20 protein-coding genes and 1 pseudogene are annotated in these 23,443 nt (G+C 72.1%); 10 read left to right on the forward strand and 11 right to left on the reverse strand.

Features of this window, described 5'->3' with window-relative positions; all coding sequences use genetic code 11:
- Positions 1-8 precede the first annotated feature (8 nt).
- The 3 genes from ACIA47_RS23205 to ACIA47_RS23215 form a co-directional block, all read right to left on the reverse strand.
- Entirely contained in the window at positions 9-2,060 is a 2,052-nt protein-coding gene (locus ACIA47_RS23205) for a glycogen debranching N-terminal domain-containing protein (protein WP_396710605.1), read from the reverse strand.
- Between the two features lie 3 nt (positions 2,061-2,063).
- On the reverse strand, positions 2,064-2,426 hold the full coding sequence (locus ACIA47_RS23210) for an SCP2 sterol-binding domain-containing protein (protein WP_396710607.1): 363 nt from the start codon (positions 2,424-2,426) through the stop codon (positions 2,064-2,066).
- Between the two features lie 218 nt (positions 2,427-2,644).
- Complete coding sequence (locus tag ACIA47_RS23215; RefSeq protein WP_203118455.1) at positions 2,645-3,658, reverse strand: carboxypeptidase-like regulatory domain-containing protein; 1,014 nt, start codon at positions 3,656-3,658, stop codon at positions 2,645-2,647.
- Between the two features lie 241 nt (positions 3,659-3,899).
- Here ACIA47_RS23215 and ACIA47_RS23220 point away from each other — a divergent pair, with 241 nt between their 5' ends.
- The 3 genes and pseudogenes from ACIA47_RS23220 to ACIA47_RS23230 all read left to right on the forward strand — a co-directional run.
- Positions 3,900-4,850, forward strand: coding sequence for an SRPBCC family protein (locus tag ACIA47_RS23220; protein ID WP_203118457.1), 951 nt, complete (start codon positions 3,900-3,902; stop codon positions 4,848-4,850).
- Between the two features lie 29 nt (positions 4,851-4,879).
- A complete protein-coding gene (locus ACIA47_RS23225) occupies positions 4,880-6,052 on the forward strand; it encodes a zinc-dependent alcohol dehydrogenase (RefSeq protein WP_112587503.1) in 1,173 nt (390 codons plus the stop codon).
- A gap of 141 nt (positions 6,053-6,193) precedes the next feature.
- Positions 6,194-6,577: pseudogene (locus ACIA47_RS23230) on the forward strand (GNAT family N-acetyltransferase); the annotation flags it as partial.
- Positions 6,578-6,581: 4 nt separating this feature from the next.
- Here the strand turns inward: ACIA47_RS23230 and ACIA47_RS23235 are convergent.
- Complete coding sequence (locus ACIA47_RS23235; RefSeq protein WP_396710611.1) at positions 6,582-7,601, reverse strand: LD-carboxypeptidase; 1,020 nt, start codon at positions 7,599-7,601, stop codon at positions 6,582-6,584.
- Between the two features lie 399 nt (positions 7,602-8,000).
- Here ACIA47_RS23235 and ACIA47_RS23240 point away from each other — a divergent pair, with 399 nt between their 5' ends.
- Positions 8,001-8,387, forward strand: a complete 387-nt coding sequence (locus ACIA47_RS23240) for a DUF2267 domain-containing protein (protein WP_396710613.1) — start codon at positions 8,001-8,003, stop codon at positions 8,385-8,387.
- A 34-nt stretch (positions 8,388-8,421) separates the two neighbouring features.
- Here ACIA47_RS23240 and ACIA47_RS23245 read toward each other — a convergent pair whose 3' ends face one another.
- The gene (locus tag ACIA47_RS23245) at positions 8,422-9,900 is read right to left on the reverse strand and encodes a glutamate--cysteine ligase (RefSeq protein ID WP_396710615.1); all 1,479 of its coding nucleotides are present in this window, start codon (positions 9,898-9,900) and stop codon (positions 8,422-8,424) included.
- 152 nt (positions 9,901-10,052) lie between these two features.
- Between ACIA47_RS23245 and ACIA47_RS23250 the strand changes: the two genes are divergently transcribed.
- Positions 10,053-10,391, forward strand: coding sequence for a DUF3817 domain-containing protein (locus tag ACIA47_RS23250; protein ID WP_112602008.1), 339 nt, complete (start codon positions 10,053-10,055; stop codon positions 10,389-10,391).
- A 60-nt stretch (positions 10,392-10,451) separates the two neighbouring features.
- On the opposite strand, the gene ACIA47_RS23255 is transcribed toward ACIA47_RS23250, so the two are convergent.
- Positions 10,452-10,991: a hypothetical protein gene (locus ACIA47_RS23255; RefSeq protein WP_396710617.1), complete on the reverse strand. Its 540-nt coding sequence runs from the start codon at positions 10,989-10,991 to the stop codon at positions 10,452-10,454.
- Between the two features lie 151 nt (positions 10,992-11,142).
- On the opposite strand from ACIA47_RS23255, the gene ACIA47_RS23260 reads away from it, so the two are divergent.
- The 3 genes from ACIA47_RS23260 to ACIA47_RS23270 are packed head-to-tail and all read left to right on the forward strand — an operon-like array spanning position 11,143 to position 15,152.
- Positions 11,143-12,267, forward strand: a complete 1,125-nt coding sequence (locus ACIA47_RS23260) for a Vms1/Ankzf1 family peptidyl-tRNA hydrolase (RefSeq protein ID WP_203118466.1) — start codon at positions 11,143-11,145, stop codon at positions 12,265-12,267.
- Complete coding sequence (locus ACIA47_RS23265; protein ID WP_396710619.1) at positions 12,260-14,014, forward strand: thiamine pyrophosphate-binding protein; 1,755 nt, start codon at positions 12,260-12,262, stop codon at positions 14,012-14,014. The genes ACIA47_RS23260 and ACIA47_RS23265 overlap by 8 nt, the downstream gene beginning before the upstream one ends.
- A 49-nt stretch (positions 14,015-14,063) precedes the next feature.
- The gene (locus ACIA47_RS23270; protein ID WP_396710621.1) at positions 14,064-15,152 is read left to right on the forward strand and encodes an iron-containing redox enzyme family protein; all 1,089 of its coding nucleotides are present in this window, start codon (positions 14,064-14,066) and stop codon (positions 15,150-15,152) included.
- A 302-nt stretch (positions 15,153-15,454) separates the two neighbouring features.
- On the opposite strand, the gene ACIA47_RS23275 is transcribed toward ACIA47_RS23270, so the two are convergent.
- On the reverse strand, positions 15,455-15,685 hold the full coding sequence (locus ACIA47_RS23275) for a CDGSH iron-sulfur domain-containing protein (RefSeq protein WP_112587484.1): 231 nt from the start codon (positions 15,683-15,685) through the stop codon (positions 15,455-15,457).
- Positions 15,686-15,830: 145 nt separating this feature from the next.
- On the opposite strand from ACIA47_RS23275, the gene ACIA47_RS23280 reads away from it, so the two are divergent.
- Positions 15,831-17,273, forward strand: a complete 1,443-nt coding sequence (locus ACIA47_RS23280; RefSeq protein ID WP_396710623.1) for a hypothetical protein — start codon at positions 15,831-15,833, stop codon at positions 17,271-17,273.
- Positions 17,274-17,495: 222 nt separating this feature from the next.
- A complete protein-coding gene (locus ACIA47_RS23285; protein ID WP_396710625.1) occupies positions 17,496-18,641 on the forward strand; it encodes a SigB/SigF/SigG family RNA polymerase sigma factor in 1,146 nt (381 codons plus the stop codon).
- Between the two features lie 64 nt (positions 18,642-18,705).
- On the opposite strand, the gene ctaD is transcribed toward ACIA47_RS23285, so the two are convergent.
- The 4 genes from ctaD to ACIA47_RS23305 form a co-directional block, all read right to left on the reverse strand.
- Complete coding sequence (gene ctaD / locus ACIA47_RS23290; protein WP_396710627.1) at positions 18,706-20,697, reverse strand: cytochrome c oxidase subunit I; 1,992 nt, start codon at positions 20,695-20,697, stop codon at positions 18,706-18,708.
- A 124-nt stretch (positions 20,698-20,821) separates the two neighbouring features.
- Positions 20,822-21,550 (reverse strand): ATP-binding protein, encoded by a 729-nt coding sequence (locus tag ACIA47_RS23295; protein WP_203121332.1) that lies wholly within the window; start codon positions 21,548-21,550, stop codon positions 20,822-20,824.
- A 147-nt stretch (positions 21,551-21,697) separates the two neighbouring features.
- Positions 21,698-22,153 (reverse strand): DUF4383 domain-containing protein, encoded by a 456-nt coding sequence (locus tag ACIA47_RS23300; RefSeq protein ID WP_203121330.1) that lies wholly within the window; start codon positions 22,151-22,153, stop codon positions 21,698-21,700.
- 87 nt (positions 22,154-22,240) lie between these two features.
- Complete coding sequence (locus ACIA47_RS23305; RefSeq protein WP_203121329.1) at positions 22,241-23,398, reverse strand: glycosyltransferase; 1,158 nt, start codon at positions 23,396-23,398, stop codon at positions 22,241-22,243.
- Positions 23,399-23,443: the final 45 nt, after the last annotated feature.

Below are 23,443 nucleotides of genomic sequence, written 5' to 3' on the forward strand. Positions count from 1 at the left end.
CCGTGCCGTCAGCGCTGGTCGGGGCGTTGGCGTGCGAACGCGTCGCGCTTGCCCCAACGGCCGGGGATGTCCAGGAGCGCGATCCGCCCGAAGGTGGCGGGCAGCGCCGGGTCCACGGCCAGGTGGTCCTCGTGCGGGTTGATGCCGAGCATGGTGCGGATCAGCAGCATGCAGGCACCGCTGGACCATGCCTGCGGACTGCCCGCGGTCGGGTACCGGATCGGAAACTTGGTGGTGTCGCGGTCGAACCCGCCGAACGCCTCGGGTAACCGACCCTCGAAGTAGGTGGCGGCGGAGAGGATGCCCTCGGCGATGCGGGCCGCCTCGTTACCGAACCCGTAGCGGCGCAGACCCCACGCGATGAACGAGTTGTCGAACGGCCAGACCGTGCCGTTGTGGTAGCCGAGCGGGTTGTAGCGGCGCTGCCCCTCGGCGAACGTCCGCACCCCCCAACCGGAGAAGAGCGCCGGCCCCATCAGGTGCTCGACCACCCGCGCAGCCCGCTCCGGTGGCACGATGCCGCTCCACAACAGGTGCCCGATGTTGGACGACAGGCTGTCCACGGGAGTGCCGTCGTGGTCGAGCGCGAGGGCGTAGAAGCCACGGTCCTCAAGCCAGAAGTCCCGGTTGAACCGCTCGTACAGGGCCGCCGCCTCGCTCTCCAGTCGCTCGGCGAAGGCGGGATCACCCCAGAACGTACGGGCCAGCCGGGCCCCTCGGATCTTGGCGTCGTAGGCGTACCCCTGGGTTTCGCAGGTGGCCCTCGGGAAGCCCGGCAGCCGGCCGTCGGCGTAGGAGATGCTGTCCCAGGAGTCCTTCCAGCACTGGTTGTCCAGGCCGGTGGCGCGGTTGCGTCGCTGGTACCAGATGTAGCCGGTGGAGTTCAGATCCGCGTACAGGTCGATCCAGGCCAGGGCCGCGCGGGCCTCCTGCTCCAACTCCCTCACCAGCGCGGCGTCGCCGCTCCACCGCTCGTACTCGTCGAGCAGCACCACGAACAGCGGCGAGGCGTCCACAGTGCCGTAGTAGGGGGAGTGTGGCTGCTCCTCGAACGCGGCCGACTCCCCGTAGCGCAGCTCGTGCAGGATCCGGCCCGGGTCCTCCTCCAACACGTCGTCGTCCCGGGCGCCCTGCAACGACGCGAGGATCCGCAGTGTCGGTGGGGTCAGCGACGGGGTGACCGGCAGGGTCTGCAGGCAGGTCAACAGGCTGTCGCGGCCGAACAGGGTCATGAACCAGGGCAAGCCGGCCGCGGGCACGCTCGCCCCGCCGAGCGAGAGCGGGGCGAAGCGCAGCGCCGCCAGGTCCACCAGGCTGCGGTGGTAGACCTGCTGGAGGCCGACGCTCTCGGTGTCCAGGGTCGGGGCCGCCGCGACCCAGGCCTGCATGCTCGTGGGCAGGGTGGAGTCGTCCGGCCGTAGGGCCCGCAGGGCGGAGCGCAGGTCGACGCCGTCCGGGCGCAGCGCCAACATGACGGCCTGCAACCGGGTGGACCACTGCTGCCCGGGGCGCAGCCGGACCGAGAAGCCAAGGCCGCCCGGGCCGAACTCCGCGGGCTCGCTGGCCGACACGACGACCTCACGTCGGTAGGTGCCGCGCCGGTAGCCCAGGCGCAACTCGTTCGGGCCGACGTGCGTGTAGTACGCGCCGCTCTTCTCGCCGACGTCGAATTTGATCTCGAAGATGTCGGCGAAGTCGGCGGCCACCTCCAGACGCACGTCGAGCGTCATGTCCCGCTCACCGTAATTGAAGATCGTCAGTGACTCGGTGAGGTCCGGGCCGATGCGTCTGCGCCGAATGGCCGACACGTCGGCCTCCACGTAGTCCACCGCCGCGCCCGGCACCACGAAGAACGTGACCTCGAAGTACTGGCTGTCGTCGACCGACAACGCGGTCATGCACTCGCCGTTGACGGTGAGCCTCCAGCGGGACAGAAAGCGCGTGTCGGCGGCGAAGAGGCCGACCGGGGTGCTCGGGGACGACTCCACGTCGCCGCTGGCGTCGGACACCATGAAGGTGTTCCCGTCGATGCACGCCACGGTGCCCGCGATGTCCCTCATCGGTCACGTCCCACTGTCGGGATCCTCGCGCTGAAGCCGCCCCGGCTCTCGCCGAAACAGCCGCCCGATGCGCAGTGCCAGGGCGAGATCACCGTCGACCATGATCTCGCCCCGGGTGATCGCCGCCAGCCCGTTCACCTCGCCCCGCGCCATCGCCTCCGCGAGCTGCGCGGACACCTGGATCACCGTGGTGGCGGGGGCATCGCTTCGGGTCACCCGCATCCGGCCATGATCGATGTCCAGCAACCACTGCTCCAGGTTGCCGTCGTCGCGGATGTCGAATCGCACGCTGCCACAGACCTTGCTGAACCGTGGATCCTGGCCAGCGACCGTCAACCGCTCGAAGAAGGCGCTGGTCTCCGACATCCCACCTCCTCGGGCGCTGGTAAGGGCGGATGCCGGCTACCCACTGTCGCGCACTCCTAACGCCGGGTGGTGCCCCCTCGTTCAGGGTGCGAGCGGGAAGCGGGTCCAGGTGGTCGCGTCCGTGGTGACGAGGACGTGGTCCGGCTCGCCCGTCGACCCGTCCACCACTCCCACCAACGGGCCGGGGAGAAGGTTCCGGCGGCTGGCCAGAATCCGGGTCAGTCGAGGTTGAAGTCCACCACGGCCGGCGCCCGTCGGACCCGCACGGCAGTCGCGGCGTCGAAGCCGGCGGCGTCGCGGTGCCAGACCGGCGGGGTGTACGCGCAGTCGCAGCGCAGCTTCACCCGCTGGCCGGGGAGCAGGCGCAGGGCGTAACCGCTGCCCACGTCCGCGACGCCGGCCAGGTCCCCGGTGGCCGCGTCGAACGCGATCACCTGAGCGTAGGTGAGCAGCTCATCGACCCGTACCGCCCCGCTGAGCGGCGTCCCGGCGGGCAGCGCCTGGTTCAGGGTCACCGTCTGTTGGGCGCGGACCCGCACCGGCCGCGCCTGCTGCCGACTGCCCACCCCGCCGGACCACACGGTCGCCAGCCCGGCGGCGGCGAACTGCACAGGCCAGTGGTACGGCCCGAGGCCGGTGATCGTGTAGCGGCCTTCCTCGTCGGTGGTCGGGCCGTGGTCGTCGTACTTCGGGTGTGGGACGTAGGGCACCACCATGACCCGGGCGCGGAAGACCGGTGCGCCGGTCGCCGCGTCGGTCACCACCCCGACGATGGTGCCCGGCGGGTCGAGCCAGACGTTCGGCGCGCTGGTCACTGCGCCGGCGCGTACCTGGACCACCTGTGCCCGCTCACGCTCACCTGTGCCGCCGTGCCGGCCCACCCACTGCCAGCCGTGCGCCGTCGTGTCGTAGGGGCGCACCAGCAGCCGGTACCTCCCCGGGGCGACGTCCCCGGTCACCAGGACGCCCTGCTCGTCGGCGCAGCCCCCGTACCGGCCCAGTTGGTCCTCGCCGATCCCGATCGCCGCCAGGGCCGCGGCGTCCACCGGGACGAGCGAGGCGCAGGCCCGGGGGACCGGCGCGCCGGTCGCCGCGTCGCGCACCACGGTGCGGACGCTTCCAGACGCGGACGACAGCGGCTGGGTAGACGCGGCGGCCGGCGCGGCGGCCTCGACGATGAGCAGGGCGGCGGCCATGGTGGCAGTCAGGTGGCGCAGGAGTGTGCGGCTCACAGCGGTGGTCCTTCCGGCGTCGTGGCGGGGTGAGCAGACGGTAACGGTGCGTTGCTGATCCAAATCGGTCAATGTCGTGATGCTGACTGAGGCGGACGGGCAACTCACGCGTGCTACGCCAATGCCGTTTTATGCCCGAACGTCGCGCACCGGACACGGGTACGGCATAGCGTCACGGGGGCGGGACCACCGCCAACCCTCGCCGCGAACCGGCGGCGACGCCCACCGGAAGGGACCGGACATGAGTCATGTCGACACTGTGCTCCTGCCGGAGCTGGACGGGCCGGTGCCGGCGACGTTGCCGAGCGCGCTCGGCCTGCTGAGCCTGGCCCTCGGAGTGGGCGCTCTGGTCGCGCCCGGACCCCTCGCGCGGATGACGGGGGTGGACGACTCCCCGGTCGCGCGATCCGTGCTCCCGGCCGTCGGTCTGCGGGAACTGGGCAGCGCGGCCGGCCTGCTCAGCGGCCGCCGCCCGGCCGGCTGGGCCTGGAGCCGGGTGGCCGGCGACGCCATGGACCTCACAGTGCTCGGCCGCGCCCTCGCCGACCGCAGCGGTGAACGCCGCCGCCGGGTCGCGCTGACCACGCTCGCCGTCGCCGGCATCACCGCCGTCGACGTGCTCGCCGCCGTGCGCGTCGGGCGGGCTCGACGGGCCCGCGCCCGGGTGATCAAGATGCAGATCGCGGTGACGGTGAACCGGTCGCCCGCCGAGGCGTACCGGTTCTGGCGGGACATGGAGAACCTGCCCCGGTTCATGGCGCACCTGGAGTCCGTGCGCGCCGACGACCTGCGCCGCTCGCACTGGATCGCCCGTGGCCCGGCCGGTCACCGCGTCGAGTGGGACGCTGAGATCATCGACGACCAGCCGAACAAGTCGATCACCTGGCGGTCGCTGCCGGGGACCCGGGTGCCCAACGCAGGTCGGGTCCGGTTCGTGCCCGCGCCCGGCGACCGGGGGACCGAGGTGCGGGTGGAGCTGCGCTACGCGCCGCCGGCCGGCGCGCTCGGCCGAGCGGTGGCGAAGCTCTTCGGCGAGGAACCCGAGCAGCAGGTCCGCGACGACCTGCGCCGGTTCAAGCAGGTGCTGGAGACCGGCGAGGTCGTCCGCTCCGAGGGCAGCCCCAACGGCATCTCCGTACGCCAACAGGCCATGCAGCGACCCGCCCAGCCGCTGCCGGCATCCCGCCGCTGACCGCCCGAGCTCTCCGAAAGGGACCGAGAATGAAGGCCACCGCCTGGATGGGCACCGACAGCGTCAAGGTCATCGACGTACCCGACCCGAAGATCATGAACGCCCGGGACGCGATCGTGCGGATCAGCACCACAGCGATCTGCGGCTCCGACCTGCACCTCTACCACGGCTACATCCCCGCCATGCGCAAGGGCGACATCCTCGGCCACGAGTTCATGGGCGAGGTGGTGGAGGTGGGCCCGCAGGTCCGCAACCTCGCCCCCGGCGACCGGGTGGTGGTGCCCTTCCCGATCGCCTGCGGGCACTGCTCGTCCTGCCAGCGCGGCCTCTACTCGGTCTGCGAGAACTCCAACCCGAACGCCGGTATCGCCGAGAAGATCATGGGGCACTCGCCGGCCGGCATCTTCGGCTACTCCCACCTGCTCGGCGGCTACGCCGGTGGCCAGGCCGAGTACGCCCGGGTGCCGTTCGCCGACGTCGGCCCGGTCAAGGTGCCCGACGAGATCAGCGACGACCAGGCGGTCATGCTGGCCGACGTGTTTCCGACCGGCTACATGGGCGCCGAGATGTGCGACATCAAACCGGGGCAGGTGATCGCCGTCTGGGGCGCCGGGCCGGTCGGGCTGCTCGCCGCGGCCAGCGCCCGGCTGCTCGGCGCGGAGCGGGTGATCGTCATCGACCGGTTCCCGTACCGGCTGCGGCTGGCCGAGGAGCACATCGACGCCGAGACGATCAACTACGAGGAAGCCGACGTGCTGGACACCCTCAACGAGATGACCGCCGGCCGGGGCCCGGACGCGTGCATCGACGCGGTGGGCTTGGAGGGCCACCACGGCAACGCCGCCATGTACGCGTACGACCGGGCCAAGCAGGCCGCGCGGGTCGAGACGGAACGACCGTTCGCGCTGCGGCAGGCGATCCTCGCCTGCCGCTCCGGCGGGGTGGTCTCGGTCGTCGGCGCGTACGGCGGCTTCGTCGACAAGTTCCCGATGGGCGCGTTCATGAACCGCTCGCTGATCATGCGGACCGGTCAGTGCCACGTCCAGCGCTACACCCGGCCACTACTGGAACGCATCCAGCGCGGCGAGATCGACCCGAGCTTCATCGTCAGCCACCGGATGCCGCTGCGTGACGCCCCGAAGGGCTACAAGATCTTCCAGAAGAAGCAGGACGACTGCACGAAGGTGCTGCTCAAGGTCTGACCGGCGGCAGGGAATTGCCGTGTGCACTGCCTTTGAAGCTGATGTCGCAAACGATTCAGCGCGGCCGGGCCGGGCTGGGCCGGCTTCCGGGACGCCGGCGGCCCGGCGCGGCGGTTCGCCGCCGACGGCTACCTCGGCGAGGACGACGGACGGCTCGTCGTGGAAATCGAGCAGGAGCAGGCCTCCGCCGGCGTCGTCAGCTACACCGCTGGGCGTTACGCCGGCCGGGCGTCGTACTGGGAAATCGGCATCGTCCTGCTGCCGCAGTGGCGGGGGAGGGGCATCGGCTGGCGCGCCCAGGCCTTGCTCTGCGACTACCTCTTCCACCACAGCCCGGCCCAGCGCATCCAGGCCGGTACGCACCCGGAGAACGTCGCCGAGCAACGAGCGCTGGAGAAGGCCGGTTTCCAGCTCGAGGGCGTTCTGCGGGCCAGCGAGTTTCGGGCTGGCCAGTGGCGCGACGGCTACCTGTACAGCCGGTTACGCGACGACCCGTCCCCCTGGGACCCGACGCCGCAGGTCTGAGCACCTAGCGCGGGCGGACCCCCGGCTCCACCGTCAGGCTTCCTGCCGTGGCGTCGATCGTGGCGCGCGAGCCCAGCGGAACGGTGAGCTGCCCGTCGCCATGCCCCAGCCGTAGCCCGCCCAGGACCGGTACGCCAAGGTCGTACAGGCGGTCCTTGAGCACCGCCGCCGCGTCCCACTCGCCCGGTTCACCGACACTGTTGGTGATCTGGCCGATGACCACACCGGCGACCCTGCGCAGCACGCCCACCCGGCGCAGCTCGGTCAACATGCTGTCGATGCTGTACGGAGCCTCGTCCACGTCCTCGAAGAAGAGGATCGCGCCGTCGAACTTCGGGGAGTCCTCCGCGCCGAGCGATGTCGAGATCAACGTAAGGCAGCCGCCGAGCAGGGGCCCCGATGCCCGCCCCGGCACCACCACGGAAGCGGCTGTCTCGGCCGGGTCCCGGGAGATCGTGACCGGTGCGGTGGTCATCACCGCCCTGCGGAGCGCCTCGGCCGACTCGGGGCCGGTGCGGTCGTCACTCCAGTTGACCATGGGGCCGTAGAAGGTGACCAGGCCAGTATCGCGCCAGAGCTTGCCGTGGATGCTGGTGATGTCGCTGAAACCGACGACCACCCTGGGGTCCCGGCGCAGAACGGAAACGTCGATCTGATCGACGATCCGCTGCGTGCCGTAACCACCTCGGGCGGCGAAGACGGCACGGATGCCCGGGTCGGTGAGCGCGGCGTTCAGGTCGGCCAGCCGTTGCGCGTCGGTGCCGGCCAGGTAGCCGTACCTGGTGAAGACGTGCCTGCCCAGCTCGACCTCCAGGCCCCAGCTCCGCAGGATCTCGATGCCGCGGGCCATGTTCGTGGGGTCGGGCGTGCTGCCGGGCGACACGACCCGGACCCGGTCACCGGGTGCCAGCGCCGGTGCCCGCAGGACGCGCTTCGCACCGACCGGCGCGGCCTGCGCGGACGTGGCCTCCGCCGAGCCGACGAGCACCGCGCCACCGGCCGCCGCCGCTCCCATCCGCAGCATGTGTCGACGGGACAGGGGCACCCGCGCGGGCCCCTGGATCGTGGCTGGGTCTGTTCCAGAAGTGGCCACCGGCGTCCCCTCATCGTGATCGGACGATGTGTGCGAGCTGCCACAGCCTACGACAATCATCAATGCCAGGCGGGGTCCACAAGGGACAGAGCTCACCCGGGTGAGCGCGCGGTGCCCCTGCTCCGGCGGGCGGGCTTGCAACACGGCCCGACCTGGCTCAGCTGGCAACCCGGGTGACGCGACTGGCATGTTTTGTGAGGCCTCGCCCGCCGACAGCGGGAAAGTCCGGGTCCGCGCGCGACCCCGTTTGTCGCCAGGGAGCCTGGGAACTCGCCCCGTTCGTGCGCATGCAGGCCCGACGGCATGCCGACGAGACCGAAGGAGCGGGGCATGGAGTACGAGCAGATGATCGCCACGGTACGACAGCGCGCAGGCCTCGGTGAGAACGAAGCCGTGCGGTCCATACAGGCCGTCCTGTCGGTGCTCGGTGAACGGCTCGCCGGACAGGAGGCAGACAACCTGGCCGCACAGCTACCGGAGCGGCTGAACGGGTCTGTCACCCGCAACCCGCAGGGCCGCCGGTGGGACGTCGGCGAGTTCCTGAAGCACGTCGGGGACCGCGAACAGGTCGCGAACGCGGACCATGTGCGTCAACACGCCCAGGCGGTGTTGCGTACCGTCGCCGAGGCGCTGAACGACGACGAGCGACACGACCTGCTCGCCCAGCTTCCCGGCGGCATCATCGATCTCTTCGGTGTTCCCACCCCGCGGGGCTGAGCCCCGCGCCGATCGGGCTACCCGTCCGGTGTGCTCACGGGATCGGCCACTCGTGCACCGGCCGGTTGCTGTGCATCAGGTCGACGTAGTGTCGGACCACCTCGCGCAGCGCCTCCGGCCGGTCCAGGTGGTCGGCCGACTCCAACCGGTGCAACGTCTCCACCTGCCAGGTCGCGCCGTTGCGGCCAGTCAGGCAACGCTGCTCGATGATGCCGAGCAACCGGTCACGCTCGGCCGGGTCGAGCCCCCACCGGTCCAGGCCGTGATGCGCCATCGGCAGCAGCCGGCGCAACACCAACTCGGTGACGGGCAGGTAACCGAGACCGGGCCAGAAGACCTGCGCGTCGATGCCGTGCCGGGCGCAGCTGGTGAAGTTCTCCTCGGCGGCGCTGAACGACATCTGTGACCACAGTGGCCGGTCCGACTCGGCGAGGGCGCGCACCAACCCGAAGTAGAAGGCGCCGTTGGCGATGGTGTCCAGCACGGTCGGGCCGGCGGGCAGCACCCGATTTTCCACCCGCAGGTGCGGCCGGCCCCGCGACACGTCGTACACCGGGCGGTTCCACCGGTAGACGGTGCCGTTGTGCAGGCGCAACTCGGCCAGATTGGGCACCTCACCGGCCGCGAGGGCCTGCGCCGGGTCCTCCGGATCGCAGACCGGCAGCAGCGCCGGGAAGTAACGCACGTTCTCCTCGAACAGGTCGAACACGCTGGTGATCCAGCGTTCGCCGAACCAGACCCGGGGGCGTACCCCCTGGGCTTTGATCTCCTCCGACCGGGTGTCGGTGGCCTGCTGGAACAGCGGAATGCGGGTCTCGCGCCACAGCTCCCGGCCGAAGAACAGCGGCGAGTTCGCGCCGACCGCGACCTGGATGCCGGCCACCGCCTGGGCGGCGTTCCAGTAGTCGGCGAACTGGGCCGGGCTGACCTGGAGATGGAACTGGGTGCTGGTGCAGGCCGCCTCCGGGGTGATCGTGTCGGCGGTGACCGCCAAACGCTCCACCCCGCTGATGGCGATCGGCAGATCCTCGCCGCGGGCCGCGAAGATCTGCTCGTTGAGCAGCTTGTAGCGGGGGTTGGCCGACAGCGTCTCGGCGGTCAGGTGCTCGGGGCGCAGCGTCGGCAGGATGCCGATCATGACCATGTGCGCGCCGATCGCCCGGGCCTTCACCTCGGCGGCGTTGAGGCTGGCCCGGACGTACTCCTCGAAGTCGGCAGTGCCGGTGCCGGTCAGCCGGCGCGGCGGCACGTTGATCTCGATGTTGAACTGGCCCAGCTCGGTCTGGAAGCTCGGGTCGGCGATGGCCGCCAGCACGTCGGCGTTGCGCATCGCCGGATTCGACGCCTGGTCGACCAGGTTCAGCTCGATCTCCACGCCGGTCATCGGCCGGTCGAGGTCGAAGCGGGACTCGCGCAGCATCTCGGCGAAGACATCCAGGCAGCGGCGGACCTTGTCGCGGTAGCGGGCTCGATCCTCTCGACTGAAGGTTCGTACGCCGACGTCCTCGCCCATGGTCACCACCCCGTCACCGCTGGTCCCCCTAACCTCGCACGTGATCGGCGGGCGGGGAAGACCCGAGGACCCTTTCCTACCCAACTGCCCGCCCCGTTAGCCCAGCCAGAGCCGACCGATAGCATTGCGGGCCGAGAGGTGGTGGCGTGCGGATGCGCGAGAAGGTGACCCGGCTGTTCGTCGCGGCGGCGATCGCCGAGGCCTGCTCCTGGCTGGCCCTGCTGGTCGGCATGCTGGTCAAGTACGGTCCGCCGGACAACGAGCTGGGCGTCAAGATCTTCGGGCCGATCCACGGCGGCCTGTTCGTCGCGTACGTCCTGCTGGTGCTTGCCGTGGCCCGGCTGCACCGGTGGAGCCTGCTGGCCACGGCGGTGGCCCTGGCCAGCGCGGTGCCGCCGTTCGCCACCCTGGCCTTCGAGCGCTGGGCCCGCCGCCGGGGCATGCTCGGCGTCGACCGGCAACCGGCCCGCGAGCCCGCCCCGGTCGGCTGAACCGGCGACCCGCCCGCACACCACCCCGGCCGGTCGAGCCGCCGACCCCGCCGGGGCCGGTCAGGTCAGCGCGGAGCAGGCCGCGATGCCGGCCAGTAGCAGCGTGCCCAGGAACGCCTGCAACAGCAGTGGCGGCCCGAGATGCGACCAGAGCGTCGCCGTACGCGGGGTCAGCAGCTGCCCGGTGGTGAGGTTGACGATCCGTTCGATCCGGGGCGGCAGCTCCGGGTCGCGTTGCGAGCGCAGGGTGAGCTGCACCTGGTCCGCCGGGTGCAGGGCGCTCTGCGGCAGGTGACCGTGCAGCTCCACCTCGCAGAGCTGACCGGCGGCGTTGCGTAGCCGCACCGGGGTGACCAGATATTCCGGACCCTGCTTCAGCTCCTTCCAGCGACGGCGGGTGCCGCCGCCGCCGAACGAGAAGAGCGAGCGCAGCAGCAGGGCGGGCAGCCGGGCGAAGGCCGCCGCCGCGAGCACCGCCACCAGCACCGGCTGACCGATACGTACCTCGCGGGTGTAGCCGTCGAGCAGGCGGATCAGCCGCCCGGTGACGATTCGTTCCGTCGGGTGCACGATCCGTCGGGTATCGAATCCGCTGTCCATTTCCACCACCGAGAGTCCGCGTGTGTTCACAGATCGTATCGACGTCTTCGGTTGAACGACGTGAATGAAACCTGGTCACGGGCTCACGGCCGTGAGGTGACATCCCGGACGACCCGGGTAAGCGGGGGGCCGAGCTGGAAAGGGGTCGAGCATGCAGCTGTCCTTCCTGCGCCCGCTCTACGACCGTCCCGGGCCGTGGTGCTCGGTGTATCTGGACGCCTCCGCGGACACGGAGGACGCCCATCCCGCGTTGGATCTGCGCTGGCGTGCCCTGGAGCGCAGCCTGGCCGAACAGGGGGCGGACGAGGCGAACATCGCCGCGCTGGACCGGGTGGTCCGAGGTCATGATCCGATGGTCGGGGACTACGGGCTGGCGGTCTTCGCCAGTCACGGCCGGGTGGTGCTCTCCGAGTACCTGTCCGCGCCGCCACTGCGGGACCTGGCCCACGTGGGGCCGCTGCCGCACGTGATGCCGTTGCTCGCCCAGCGCGGCGAGCAGGTGGCCTGGGTGCGCGTGCTGGCCGACCGCACCGGCGCGGACGCGATCGCCATCAGCGCCGGTGGGGTTCCCCGGAAGGCCCACGTCGTCGGTGGGGAGACCTTCCCGCTGCGCAAGCCGCAGCCCGGTGGCTGGTCGCAGGACATCTACCAGAAGGCCGCCATGGAGGCCTGGCACCGCAACGCCGGCGACGTCACCGCCGCGACCGTTGACCTGGCCGAGAAGGTCGGCGCGGAGGTGGTGGTCGTGGCTGGCGACGTCCGGGCCACCGGCATGATCGCCGCCCAGATGCCCGAGCGCTGGCAGGACCTGATGGTCCGCACCGACGCCGGCTCCCGGGCCGCGGGCGCCGACCTCACATTGCTGGACGACCTCACCGTGCAGACCATCGCGGAGATCGCCGACCAGCGGATCAGCGCCGCGTTGGACAAGTTCGGCGTGCAGGAGGACGTGGGCGGCGGCCTCGACGCTGTCGTCTCGGCCCTGCAACGCAACCAGGTCGACACAATGATCATCGTGGACGACCCGTCGGCCAACGGTGAGCTGTGGATCGGCGCGCAACCCACCGAGATCGCCGTCGACCCGGGGCAGTTGGCCGCCATGTCGGTCGCCGACCCGCAGCGGGTACGCGCCGACGCCGCGCTGGTCCGAGCGCTCGTCGGCACCGACGCGGCGCTGACCGTGCTCGGCCCCGACGAGGCGCCCGACCTCACCGACGGCGTCGGCGCGGTACTGCGCTACGTCGACCCCAGCACACCCGGACGCGGCAATGGTTGACCGAACGGTTGCGGATGTCGTGGTGGAGCGGCTGCTGGCCTGGCGGGTGCCCCGCGCCTTCGGGTACCCGGGCGAGGCGATCGCTCCACTGGTCGACGCGCTGGACCGCACCGGCGGCGAGCCGGCGTTCATCCCGGCCCGACACGAGGAGACCGCCTCGTTCATGGCCACCGGGCACGCCAAGTTCACCGGCGGCATCGGGGTCTGCCTCGCCACCCAGGGGCCCAGCGCCGTCCAGCTGCTCAACGGCCTCTACGACGCCAAGCTGGACAGCAAGCCGGTGGTGGCCATCGTCGGGGAGGACATCTCCGGGCCGCTCGGCGGCGCGCACCAGGAGATCGGGCTGAGCCGGCTCTTCGGGGACGTGTGCAACCAGTTCGTCCGGTACGGCCGCAGCCCCGACGAGGTGGGGGCGCTGCTGGACCAGGCGTTCCGGACGGCGGCGGCGACCCGCAGCCCGACGTGCGTGGTGCTGCCCCGACAGTTGCAGGAGGCGCTGGTGCCCGACCTGCAGTCGTACGGCGCCGGGGTGATCACGGCGACCCCCGGCGAACCGCTGGCCCGGGTCCTGCCGCACGACGTGGACCTGGACGCCGCCGCGCAGCTGCTCGGCGGCGGCCAGCGGACCGCGATCCTGGTGGGCCAGGGTGGTCGGGACGCCGCCACCGAGATCATCGAGATCGCCGACCGGCTGGGCGCCGGGGTGGCCACCTCGCTGCTCGGCAAGCCGGTGCTCGACGAGCGGTTGCCGTTCCACACCGGGGTGCTCGGCGAGGTCGGCACCCCGGCGGCGGCCGAGCTGATGGGTGGCTGCGACACGCTGCTGATGGTCGGCACCAACGACCCGTGGACCGACTACTTCCCGATGCCCGAGCAGGCGCGCACGGTCCAGATCGACATCGACGGCCGCCGGATCGGCACCCGCTACCCGGCCGACGTGCCGCTGGTCGGTGATGCCGCCGAGACGCTGCGGGCGCTGCTGAGCCGATTGCGCGGCCGGCCCGATCAGCAGTGGCGCGCCACCGTGGAGAGTTCGGTGGACCGCTGGCGGGAGGTCGCCGCCGAGCGGGTCGCCGCAGCCGCGGACCCGATCAACCCGCAGCTCGTCCTCCAGGAGCTGTCCGCCCGGATGCCCGGCACCGGGGCGATCGCCGTCGACGTCGGCTCGGTCCTCTACTGGTACGCCCGGCACCTCACCCTGACGCCCGGGGTTAACGCGCAGCTGTGCGGCACCCTGGGCTCGATGGGCTGTGCGCTGCCGTACGCGGTGGCGGCCAAGCTCGCCGCGCCCGACCAGCCGGTGGTCGCGCTGGTCGGTGACGGGGCGATGCAGCTCAACGGGCTCGCCGAACTGATCACCGTCTCGCACCTCTGGCAGCAGTGGCGCGACCCGCGGCTGGTGGTGCTGGTGCTCAACAACCGGGACCAGAACGGCATGGGTGGTGGGCGACAACCGTCGTCCGACCCGGCCCGCCGCCGCCCCGACGTGCCGTACGCCGGGTGGGCCCGGCTGCTGGGGCTGCACGGGGTACGGGTGGACCGTCCGGAGCTGGTCGGCGCGGCCTGGGACGAGGCCCTCGCCGCGGACCGCCCCTGCGTACTGGAGGCGGTCGTCGACCCGGCGGTGTCCCTGGCGCCGCCGGAGCCCGCCTTCGCCGACCTGCGGGGCCTGTACGCCGAGGGCGCTCCGGCCCGGAAGGTCCGCGAGCAGGTGGAGGTCACCGCGAACGCCGACGACCTCGTTTAGCCACCCTGGCCCAGGGCATGAGTAGCGGCCCGACAACGCTGGAGGTCCCATGTCCGAGCCCGCCGACCGCCGCTACGGTCCCGCGACCCTGCCGACGGCACGGGGTCCGCTCTCCGCTGCGGTCGTGCAGGCGCTGCGGCACCCGCCGCACGACCTGCCGGTCGGTCTCGGCGTCGGCCTCTACCCGGCGGACCCGATCACCGACGAGGACCTGCAGCTGACGCTGTTCCTCTGCTACGAGCTGCACTACCGGGGCTGGCTCGGGGTGGACGAGTCGTGGGAGTGGCAGCCGACGCTACTGGCGGTGCGCGCCCGCTGCGAACGGGTCTTCGAGACGGCGCTGCGTCGGCTGGTCGGCGCGCCGTCGGTGCCCGCCGCCGGGGTGGCGGCCGGCCTGGCCGAGCTGGTCGCGGCCGACGACGGGCCGGCGCTGGCCGCGACGCTGCAACGCCGCGCCGACCTCACCCAATTCCGCGAGTTCGTCGCCCACCGCTCCGTCTACCACCTGCGGGAGGCGGACCCGCACAGCTGGGCGCTGCCCCGCCTCGGTGGCCCGGCCAAGGCCGCACTCGTGGAGATCCAGACCGACGAGTACGGCAACGGGCGGCTGGACCGGATGCACGCCGAGCTGTTCCGGAGCACCCTCGACCGGCTGGGCCTGGACACCAGCTACGGCGCCCACATCGACGCGGCGCCGGCGGTAACCCTGGCGACCAACAACCTGATGTCGCTGTTCGGGCTGCACCGACGGCTTCGCGGCGCGCTGCTCGGGCACCTGGCCGCGTTCGAGATGACCTCCTCGCTGCCCAACCGTCGCTACGGCAACGGGTTGCGCCGGCTCGGCTTCGACGAGGTGGCCACCCGCTTCTACGACGAGCACGTCGAGGCCGACGCGGTGCACGAGCAGATCGCCGCGCACGACATGTGCGGCGGCCTGGTCCGCGTCGAGCCGGCCCTCGCCTCCGATGTGCTCTTCGGCGCGGCGGCCGGGCTCGCGGTGGACCGGCTGTTCGCCGCGCACCTGCTGGACAGCTGGACCGCCGGCCGCAGCTCGCTGCGCGCAGCGGCCCCGCCGGCCGTGCCGCCCAAGGTCTCGCTTGTCGCGTCGCCCGAGGTGGCCCCGCCCGCGCTCGTCTGATCCGAGGGCTCGTCACATCCGGAAAGTCGACGGATCACTCCAGGCGTCTGGGGCCGGCGGGGCGGGACCACCGGCTGTTGGGTGGGGACGGCCCTCCGCCGGCTGGGCACGTGCCGCCCCGGGTGGGGACGTGCCGCCCGCGGGTGGGGACGTGCCGCCCCCGGGTCCGACCTTTGCTCTGCACCCGCCCGCGCACCACGCACGGTCCGTAACTGGCGCACCGGCGGGTGCAGAGCAAAGGGGGGCGTGCCTCTGGTGCGGCCCCTCCGCGCACTGTCGCTGCGTGACGCGGCGACGGGGGGTCAGCCCTCGCGGGTGGTGCCCGCGCGGAAGTTGATCGCCTTGTGGGTGCCGTCGCAGAACGGCTTGAGCGCCGACTTGCCGCACCGGCACAGCGCCACCGTGCCCCGCCGCGCGTCGATGCGCTCGCCGTCCGGGGTGACCAACGCGAAGTCGCCGCGGACCAGCAGCGGTCCGTCCTCGTACGGGGTGATCGTGGCGGCGGCGGGCTCGCTGGTGTCGTCGGTGCGCATGGCCCCGGAAGTGCCCGTCCTGGCCCTGGCGAAACCCGAGCCGCCGAACGCCGGTGATGACCGGGGCACCCCGCTGACCAGCGGAATGTGCCGCCGGGAGGGTGATGCCCCGTTTGAACCCCATCGGGACGGGAAGCCGGGCCGCGTGGTGAGCGAACGAGGCAAGGTGGGGCCGGTGCACAAGGTGCACAAGGGGCTCACGGCCGATGGCGCCGGTCTCGCCGGCGACCGGGTCGTGGCCGTGGGCAGCTCGGCCCGGGTGCTGGTCGCCGCCACCGCCCGGGCACTGCGCGGGGTCGACTGCGCCGACCTCGGGCACACAGGGCCGACGTCGCGGTTCCCCGGCGCCCCCGAGCCGGTACGCCGTGCCGCGGTCACCCGCGCCGCCGGCCGGGTCGCGCTCACCGTGGCCCAGATCGACGAGGTGGACGCCGCAAGGGTGGCCCGCTGGTTCGTCGACCAGTACCCCCGCCGGCGCTACCCCGGGGTGCTGATCGGCTCCCCGCACGGCGCGGCCGCACATCTCGCGGTCGCCCTCGGCGTGCCGTGGCTGCCGGCGGGCTTCGAGATGACCGTGCACTGGACCGACGGCGGAGTGGACCGCCCGGCGGACGCCGCCGAGCATGGCGAGGCACTCGCCACCCGGTTGCTCGCCGGCAACGCCGACCTGCACCTGCGCCAGGTGCACTGCCCGGCCAGCCGTGGCGCACTGACCGGGGCGACCGTGTCGCTGACCGCCGCGTGGAGGGCCCTACCGGCCGCGTACGCGCGGTTCCTGGCCGACCTGCTGGTGCCGGGTGCCCCCGTGCTGCTGGTCCGCGACGCGCGCACGTGGCCGGTGCTGGAGCGCGGGCCGGGGCACAGCTTCCAGGTCGGCTGCCCGGGCAGTGGGCTGGACCCGGTGGACTTCCACCCGGACAGCCGCGCGTTGCGGCAGGTGCTGCGCTCCGTCGGCGGCGACGCGACCCGGTGGGAGCCGCCGGAGGTGTCCGTGCCGTCGGCGTACGCCGAGCACGGCGTCGACTCGGGCTTCGAGTTGGCCGCGCGGGACTGGTCCGCCCGGAATCAGCACCCGCTGCACCGGGTGTTGGTGCCCCGGCCGGCGGCGCTGAGCGCGGGCGTGGCCGACCTGTACCGGCGGTGGCTGCGGCGCGCCGGCAAGACCGGTGACCGGTTGGTGGTGGAGTGCGGTCGACTGCTCGACCCGTGGCAGGTGGTGCGGGCGGGGCTGGTGCCGTACTGGTGTGAGAACGCCACCCGCCGCAGCGTCGACGAGGCCGAGTGGTGGCTCGCCGGCAGCGAGGCGTTCAGCTCGGTGGACGTGTTGCCCGAGCCGCCCGGGGTGCGCTCACCCGCGCTGGCCGGGCTGCCGCAGTGGCTGGCCGTCGCCGGGTTCGGCCGGCGGCGTCGGGCGCTGGACCGCACCACCGCTCGGGGCTACCCGGTCACCTCGGTGCCCACCCGCCGGGCCACCGAGGTGCTGCGCGCCCAGCCGTACGACCTGCCCGTTCCGCCCCCGCTGGGGGTCGCCGAAGCGCTCGCCGTGCTCCGCGACAGCGGCGGCCACCAGGGGCTGTTGGTCTCCTGAGACGCAGCACGCCGAAACATCCTCGCGAACCCTGGGTCCCGTGATTGAGTACCTACGGAGCGGGAACATCGCTGGCTGCGACGGCCTGATTGCGCTGCGTAGAGGCGGTGTCGCCCGCTGGCATCCCAGTCACTGACCCACTTTCCGGCCCGGTGCGTGGCTCGACCACGCGCACGACCGGTTTCCCGATCCGGGCGGGGGACCTTCCTGAGGGAGGCGCGGATGTTCGGACAGACGAGCACGAGCACGACCACGACCCCACCACCCACCGATCGAGGTCTGGAGGATCTCGACGCGGCGGCGATGGCGTACGCGGCCCGGATCGCCGGGCTGCCGCCGGAGCGGCGGGGGGAGGCCCGGGACGACCTGGTGCGCTTCGCGCTGCCGTTCGCCGGCCGGCTGGCCCGCCGGTACCGGGGGCGGGGAGAGCCGCTGGAGGACCTGGAGCAGGTGGCCCGGCTGGGCCTGGTCAACGCCGTCGACCGCTATGACCCGGAACGGGGCTCCTTCACCGCGTACGCCGCGATCACCATCGTGGGCGAGATCAAACGGCACTTCCGGGACCGTACCTGGGGCGTGCACGTGCCCCGCCGGCTGCGGGACCTGATCCTCGAGGTCGGGCAGGCCACCGCCGCGCTCACCAGCGAGCTGTCCCGGGCCCCGTCGGTGGCCGAGCTGTCGGCCCGGCTGGAGACCCCGGAGGAGGAGATCCTCGCCGCCCTGGAGTCCGCGGCCGGCTACAGCCCGGCGTCGCTGAACGCGCCGGTGGGTGGGGAGAGCTCCGCCGAGTTCGGAGACCTCGTCGGCGAGTCGGACAACGCGCTGGAGTCGGTCGACGACCGGGTGACGGTGAGCGGCCTGCTGCACCGACTGCCGTGGCGTGAGCGACGGATCCTCGCGATGCGCTTCTACGGCAACCAGACCCAGGCGGAGATCGCCGCCCGGTTCGGCATCTCGCAGATGCACGTGTCCCGGCTGCTGTCGCGGGCGCTCACCTGGCTGCGCCAGGCGATGCTCGCCGACGCGCCGCCGCCGTGGCAGAACGGCGCCGCCGAACCCGACCCGGGCAAGACCCGGATCTCGGTCAAGCAGAACGGCGACTCGGTGGTGGTCGAGGTCGGCGGCGAGATCGACCGCGACGGCGCGGACCAGCTGCGCCGGGCCATGCTGGAGGCGGTCACCGGCCAGCCCAGCGAGGTGGTCATCGACCTGGTCGGCGCGGGTGGCTTCGACGCCGGTGGGATCGCCGCGCTGATGGCCGGTCGGGACGCGGCGGAGCGGACCGGGGTGCCGCTGCGGCTGACCCGGGTCCAGCCCGCGGTACGCCGCTCGCTCACCGCCGCCGGCCTGGCGCCGCCCCGGGACTGACGCACACGGACACGCGAAGGACCGACACCCCGCCGGGTGTCGGCCCTTCGGCGCGTACCCCTGGTCACTGCTCTTCGGGGTTGCCGTCGCTGTGCGGGTGGCGCCACCGCTCGTGCGGCTTCGGCGCGTCCTCGGCGTCCTTCGGCGGGTCGCTCTGCTCGAAGCTCGGCCGGCGGACGCCCTCGGGCTCCGGCACGTCCACCGGCCGGGCGCCGGAGCGCGGTGCCGGCTGGTAGTCGGTCGCATCGCGGGCGCCGTGTGCGCCCTCGGCGGCCGGCGACTCCGGGGCGTGGTGCTCCAACCGCAGTTCGTCAGAGAACTGCTGCGGCGGCTTGGTGGTGCGCTGCGGCAGGTCGCGGCCCAGATCGGCGACGAGCGGGCCGTACTTCAGGTCGAACGCCGGACGCTCGGAGCGGATCCGGGGCATCCGGTCGAAGTTGCGAAGCGGCGGCGGGCAGCTGGTGGCCCATTCGAGGGAGTTGCCGAAGCCCCACGGGTCGTCCACCGTCACCATCGCCCCGTAACGCCAGGACTTCCAGGCGTTGTAGATGAAGAACAGGGTGGACGCGCCGAGGACGAACGAGAAGATCGTGGAGATGGTGTTCAGGGTGGTGAAGCCGTCGGTGGGCAGGTAGTCGGCGTACCGGCGTGGCATGCCCTCGTTGCCCAGCCAGTGGTGCACGAGGAAGGTGCCGTGGAAGCCGATGAACATGGTCCAGAAGTGCGCCTTGCCGAGCCGCTCGTCGAGCAGCCGTCCAGTCATCTTCGGCCACCAGAAGTAGTAGCCGCCGAACAGGGCGAAGACCACGGTGCCGAACACCACGTAGTGGAAGTGCGCCACCACGAAGTAGCTGTCGTGGGTGTGCCAGTCGACCGGCGGGCTGGCCAGCAGGACGCCGGTCAGGCCACCGAGCAGGAAGGTGACCAGGAAGCCGATGGCGAACAGCATCGGCGTCTCGAAGGTGAGCTGGCCCTTCCACATGGTGCCGATCCAGTTGAAGAACTTCACACCGGTCGGCACCGCGATCAGGTAACTCAGGATGCTGAAGAACGGCAGCAGCACCTGGCCGGTGGCGAACATGTGGTGCGCCCACACCGTCATGGACAGCACGGTGATGGCGACGGTGGCCAGCACCATCCCGGTGTAGCCGAAGAGCGGCTTGCGGGAGAAGACCGGGATGATCTCGGTGATGATGCCGAAGAACGGCAACGCGATGATGTAGACCTCGGGGTGGCCGAAGAACCAGAACAGGTGCTGCCAGAGCATCGGGCCGCCGGTGGCCGGGTCGTACACGTGCGCGTTGAGCAGCCGGTCGGCGGAGAGCGCCAGCAGCGCGGCGGCCAGCAGCGGGAAGACGAGGATCACCAGCACGCTGGTGAACAGCATGTTCCAGGTGAAGATCGGCATCCGGAACATGGTCATGCCGGGCGCGCGCAGGGTCAGGATCGTGGTGATCAGGTTGACCGCGCCGAGGATGGTGCCGAGCCCGGAGACCACCAGGCCGAGCACCCACATGTTCGCGCCCACCCCGGGGGAGTGCTCGACGCTGCTCAGTGGGGTGTAGGCGGTCCAGCCGAAGTCCGCCGAACCCCCCGGGCTGAGGAACCCGCCGACCACCATCAGGCCGCCGAACAGGTACAGCCAGTAGGCGAGCGCGTTGAGGCGGGGGAACGACACATCCGGCGCGCCGATCTGGATCGGCACGATGAAGTTGCCGAACCCGAAGGCCGCGGGCGTGGCGAACAGCAGCAGCATCACCGCCCCGTGCGAGGTGAAGAGCTGGTTGTACTGCTCGGAAGAGAGGAGCTGCATCCCCGGGCGGGCCAGTTCGGCCCGCATCACCATCGCCTCCAGCCCGGCCAACACGAAGAACCCGAAGGAGGTCAGCAGATACAGCACGCCGATCTGCTTGTGGTCGGTAGTGGCGAGGAACTTGATCAAGGAGTTGCCGGGGATCGGTGTCCGTACCGGTCCCGGGAACCCCCCGAAACGGGCCGGTGCCAGGATCGCCGGGCCCCGATCGCGACCGGGTTCCGTGGTTACCCGCTTGGGCATGGCTGCTCACCCCGTCGTGACGGCAGAAAGGACGGGCGTGCTCTACCCACCCTGACACCATGTAACCAGCCAACAGCGGGAATTTCGGTCAGATCGCCAGTACCGGCGCAACCACCCCGGAGGTTCAGGTTGCCGGCAACATCGCCCAGACGGCCTTGCCCTGACCGGCCGGCACGCTGCCCCACCGCTGGGCCAGCTCCCGGACCAGCATCAGGCCCCGCCCACCCTCGGCGTGCAGGTTCGTTCCACCAGGGCGGGCCTGGGCGCTGCTGCCGTCCACCACCGCCAGGTGCAGATACGGCCGGCGCAGGGTCACCGTCACCTGCATGGGCGTGCCGGCGTGGCGCACCACGTTGCCGACCAGCTCGCTGAGCACCAACGCGGCCGGGCCGGACGCGTCGGGCAGGTTCCACCGCGCGCACGCGTCGGTGACCAACTCCCGGGCCCGCCGGCAGGCCTCGGCCACCGGCTCCAGCCGAGCCCGCATCCGCAACGTGGACGCCGCGCCGGCCAACCGGGTCGCCTCCTCGCAGTTTGCCGAGACCGGAAGCACCCGACACGTGGTCGACTCGGCCAGCCATCGTGCGGCGACCGGCGACGGGGAGCAGAGCAGCACCGGCACGGCCGGCCACTCCTCGGCCCGGCGGGCGGTCGCGGCGAACACGGACAGCGCCAACCGGTCCTCCACGCTCACCTCGGCCATGTCGACCACCAGCGCCTCCGGCTGGTCGACCAGCGCGTCGCTGAGCGCCCGGTGCACCGAGCGCATCGTGCCGAGGTGCAGCGGACCGGCGAGCCGGACGACCGCCACCGGTGCCGTGGTACGCACCTCGCAGGTGATCCCGCTCGACATCGGCGCCTCAATTCACTGCTGGGTCGGGATCTGCCAACTACCCGAGGCCGTTCCCGGTCAAACCGGACCGACGGTGGGGCGAGGCAGGTCACGTGCCGCAACCCCAGGTCAGGGACGGGCCCGGCCGGTCAGGCTTCAGGTCGGCGGTCAGCGGCGGGGCGCGGTCAGGACGCCCAGTGCGATCATGCCGACGCCGAGCCCCAGGTGCAGCCAGTTGTCGGCGTCGTTGACCGGCAGCACGTTCGACCCGGTGTCGTGGTCCACCGCCAGCCCGTAGAGCCAGAGCACCAGGTACACCGCCCCGCCGCCGATCAGGAACGTCCGAGCGCCGGTGACCGTCCGGGCCAACAGCAGACCCGCCACCCCGTACGCCAGGTGCACCAGGTTGTGCAGCACCGACACCTGGAAGACGCCGAACAGGTACGCGCCCGAGTCGTGGCCGGCGAAGCGCAGCGCGCCCATCCCGGTGGTGATCCCCGGCACGAAGCCGAGCACGCCCACCAGCAGGAACAACACCCCCACCGTCGCCGCCGCGCGACGGACCGGCGGTTTGCCGTCGGCCGGGTTGGGTCGGGCCCGGGAGTGCGCCATCGGTCCGACCATTCCCGGCTCCTCGTCGCGCGGCGGGCATGAGCGCTGCCGGCTACCCGCTGGCGCGACCGGCAAACCCCGGCCGGCCCCCGCCGTCGGTCAGGCCGGCAGCAACCTCGGCGCGCTCGCCGACTGCCGGACCCGCTCGTACAGCTCGACGTAACGCTGCGCCATCACAGCGGGCGTGAAGCGCTGGGCGGCCACCCGCCGGCACTCGTCGGGGTCGAGCAACTCGGCGGCGAGGACGAGGTCGCCCAGCTCCTCCTCGTCGGTGGTGAGCAGCCCGGTACGGCCGTGCTCGATCAGCTCCGGCAGGCAGCCCCGGGCGGTGGCCACCACCGGCGTACCCAGGGCGAGCGACTCGACGACCGCCGTGCCGCCCGGCTCCTCCCACCGCAGCGGGAACAGCGACGCGCGGGCGCTGGCGAGCAGATCGTCGCGCTCCTGGCCGGCCACGGTGCCGACCCAGCGGACCAGGTCACCGTCGACGTGCGGTGCCACCTCGTCGAGGAAGAACCGCACGTCCGGGTTCTGCCGGGCCTCGTCGCCGGCCGCGGCCAGGTCGGCCGGCCGGTGGTAGGGGCCGACGGGACCGGCCAGCACCAGCGGAATACCGACCCGGTGCGCGAGCCGGGCACCCACGTCCTGCCCCTTGCCCGGGTTGATCCGGCCCAGGATGAGCAGGTGCTCGCCCTTGTCCGGTCGGTGCCGCCGGTCGGCGTCCACGGCGAGCGGCGTAGACAGGTGCACGTGGCCCACCGAGTGCTCCCGCAGCGCCAGCGGGGCGCGGGCCAACTGCGACGCGGAGACGCCGTTGACCCGGACCCGGTCGCCGCCGTCCAGGCTGCCGTAGAGAGCCGGGTGCTTCGCCAGGTCCCAGTGCAGGGTGTGCAGGGTCGGCGGTCCGGCCGGCCCCATCGCGGCGAGGGTGGCCAGCCCGACCGCCTCGACGTGATCGTGCACCAGGTCGACGTCGTCGCGGGAGTGCAGTTCCCGGACCACCCCGGCCAGGTGTGCCTGGGCGATCCCGCAGACCTGGTTGTACGGCCGCTGCAACGCGGCGAACTGCCCGTCGGCGAAGACCGAGATCTGCTCGTCCACCGGCAGGGTGCTGCTGCCCACCGAGGCGAGCACCACCCGTACGCCGAGTCGCCGCAGCTCCGGCACCAGGGTGGCGATGACGTTCTCGATGCCGCCGTAGCCGGGCGGTGGCACCGACAGCCACGGGCCGGCGTTCATCAGCACGGTGAGGCTCATCGGGCACGTCCCTTCCGACGGGCTGCGCAGCCGGTTCGCGACTGC

Origin of the sequence: Micromonospora sp. NPDC051227 (assembly GCF_044455385.1) — a bacterium.
Classification (GTDB): domain Bacteria; phylum Actinomycetota; class Actinomycetes; order Mycobacteriales; family Micromonosporaceae; genus Micromonospora.